This window comes from Chitinophaga sp. (genome assembly GCF_036569125.1).
In the GTDB taxonomy this organism is placed as follows: Bacteria; Bacteroidota; Bacteroidia; order Chitinophagales; family Chitinophagaceae; genus Chitinophaga.
On record NZ_DATCRF010000762.1, the window covers coordinates 1 to 2,930 of the forward strand.

3 protein-coding genes are annotated in these 2,930 nt (G+C 49.1%); all 3 read left to right on the forward strand.

Annotation, left to right across the window (positions count from 1 at the left end; all coding sequences use genetic code 11):
- Positions 1-284: helix-turn-helix domain-containing protein (locus VIM87_RS28145; protein ID WP_332000205.1), on the forward strand; the 284-nt coding region annotated here is incomplete at its 5' end.
- Positions 285-576: 292 nt separating this feature from the next.
- On the forward strand, positions 577-1,587 hold the full coding sequence (locus tag VIM87_RS28150) for an LLM class flavin-dependent oxidoreductase (protein WP_332000206.1): 1,011 nt from the start codon (positions 577-579) through the stop codon (positions 1,585-1,587).
- Positions 1,588-1,870: 283 nt separating this feature from the next.
- Positions 1,871-2,929, forward strand: a complete 1,059-nt coding sequence (gene rhaT, locus VIM87_RS28155) for an L-rhamnose/proton symporter RhaT (protein ID WP_332000207.1) — start codon at positions 1,871-1,873, stop codon at positions 2,927-2,929.
- The last annotated feature ends 1 nt before the right edge of the window (position 2,930 follow it).

Sequence of the window (2,930 nt, forward strand, 5' to 3'; positions counted from 1 at the left end):
GCCTGGAGCTGTACCTGGGTGGTAAAAGCATAGCGGAAATAGCAGATCTCAGGCAGCTCACCATCGGTACAGTAGAAGGGCACCTGGCCCAATGCGTAGGGGCAGGGGAGCTGGCGCTGGAAAGTTTTGTATCCAAAGAAAAAATAGATAAGATCATGCCGCTCCTTGCCTCCATGGGAGCCGCTGCGGCCGGCGCTATCCGCCAGCGTTTAGGCGATGAGGTAAGCTATGCAGAGATCAGGGCGGTGCAGGGGTATAACAGGCTGGCCTCAGCCAAAGGGTAATTACGAATTATTCAATTACGAATTACGAATTGAGTAGTTCGTGTGGCTTATAGTTCAAGCGATCATAAATATTTCAAACAGGTCTTTAAAACATTTGGAAAAGCAGCTGATCACTAACCGGCGCTCTAAAGCTATAACCGATCAGGCCTTAACAAATCCAGTCCATTCATTCATCGAAATCCGTCAATAATAGCTATATTTGCCTTTTGCAATCCATAATTCGTAATTCGTAATTGAATAATTCGTAATTACAATCGTTCCTGCCTGCAACCGTTGCCACATTTCAATTATTATGGCACGACAAAAGAAACTTAAGCTCAGCGTTTTAGACCAATCTCCCATCCGTAAAGGCAGCAATGCCGTAGAAGCACTGCAGGAAAGCGTTCAGCTGGTGCAATTAGCAGACCGTTTAGGGTTTACCCGTTACTGGGTATCGGAACATCACAATACCGCTACATTGGCCGGCTCAGCCCCGGAAATATTGATTGCCCGCCTGGCAGCCGCTTCTGAGCGCATCCGGGTAGGTTCAGGCGGCGTAATGCTGCCCAATCACAGCACCTTAAAAGTAGCGGAGAACTTCCGTTTGCTGGAAGCCCTGTATCCGCAGCGTATTGACCTGGGCATAGGCCGCGCCCCGGGTGGCGACCGAATTACGGCGCATTTGCTCAACCCATCCAACAGCTTTAACCCACGGGAATTTGTGCAGCAGGTGGCTGATCTGCAGGCTTACCTGAGCGAGAACGCCAATACCGGCTCTGTACATGAAAAGGTAAAAGCCATTCCGCATATAGATACTATGCCAGATCTCTGGATGCTTACCTCCAGCGGGGAAAGCGGTTTGCTGGCCGCCCATTATGGCATTGCCCTTTCCTTTGCCCATTTCATTTACCCGGTAGGGGGCCCGCAGGCGCTGCAAAATTACCGGGAGCAGTTCCGCCCATCGCCCTGGCTGCAGGAACCGCAGGCCAGTGTAGGCATTTTTGTTTTTTGTGCAGATACAGAAGAAAAGGTGCAGCAGCTACAGGCTGTAATGGATTATCGCCTGTTAAGCCTGGAAAAGGGCCGGATAGATATAATATCTTCTTACGACGAGATCAAGGACTACAAATATTCCCCGGCAGAGTGGGAGCGGGTGCTGCATAACCGCGGCCGCATGATAGCCGGTACCCCGCCGCAGGTAAAGGAGCAGCTGCTGCAGCTGGCCGATGATTATGAGGTAGATGAAATTGTAATTGCCACCATCACCGATCATTTTGAAGACCGCCTCCGGTCATATGAGCTGCTAGCCGGACTATTTTTATAAATACGAATTAGTCAATTACGAATTGAGTACTTCATAGTGGAAATAAACCGCTAAAAGGCATTGCCATGTACAAGCACAGCTCAGATCCCCTGCAGTTTATTGAACAACATTCACACATGCAGTGTCCAATTCGTAATTCGTAATTGACTAATTCGTAATTCCCCACTGGGTATGTATAGGATAGTTCCTTCTCCACCTTTCTTTATTTTAGCCATCCGGGCACAACGTATTCAGCGTTAGGCATTCAGCATTAAGCTTTCAGCGTTAAAACAATTCCACATTTATGCAAGCTATTTTAGGCGTTTTTTTTCATTTTATCGGAGGCTTTGCTTCCGGTAGCTTTTATATTCCGTACAAGAAAGTAAAGAACTGGGCCTGGGAAAGTTATTGGATCGTAGGCGGTTTCTTTTCCTGGCTTATAGTGCCTTTCCTGGCTGCCTGGATCACGGTGCCGGATTTCCTGGCCATTATCCGCAACACCAGCGGTACCACACTTTTCTGGACCTATTTCATGGGGGTGCTCTGGGGCATTGGCGGGTTAACATTTGGCCTGGCCATGCGCTACCTGGGTTTGTCATTGGGGATGTCCGTGGCATTGGGCTATACCTCTGCATTTGGCTCATTGATACCGCCTATTTACCGCGATCTGTTCGGGCATGAGGCAGGCGCTGTAACCTTTTCCTCGATGCTGCACAGCAACAGCGGTTTACTGGTGCTGGCCGGGGTAGTAGTATGTTTATTAGGTATTGCTATTTGCGGTAAGGCCGGGGTAATGAAAGAACGGGAATTACCGGAAGATCAGAAGAAAGAGAGCATCCAGGAGTTTAACCTGCGCAAGGGCCTGGTGGTGGCTACCATCTCAGGCATCTTAAGCGCCTGTTTCAACTTTGGTATTGAGGCCGGTAAACCCATGGCGGAGATAGCCGTACAGCAGGGCAGCAACCCGCTGTTCCAGAATAACGTGATCTTTGTAGTGCTGCTCTGGGGCGGGCTTACCACCAACTTATGCTGGTGCATGCTGTTAAACGCACGTAATAAGACCTTTGGTAATTACACCGATAGATCCACCCCGCTGGCCAGCAATTATTTGTTTGCCGCTATTGCCGGCACCACCTGGTTCCTGCAATTCTTCTTTTACGGGATGGGCGAAAGTAAGCTGGGTAACGGCGCCAGCTCCTGGATATTGCACATGGCGTTTATCATCATGGTATCCAGCCTGTGGGGCATTACACTGAGAGAATGGAAAGGGGTAAGCTCAAAAACATACGGCACCATCATCGCGGGCATCATTACTATTGTGATATCTGTGTTGTTAGTGGGATATGGGAATTCGCTTGAATAGC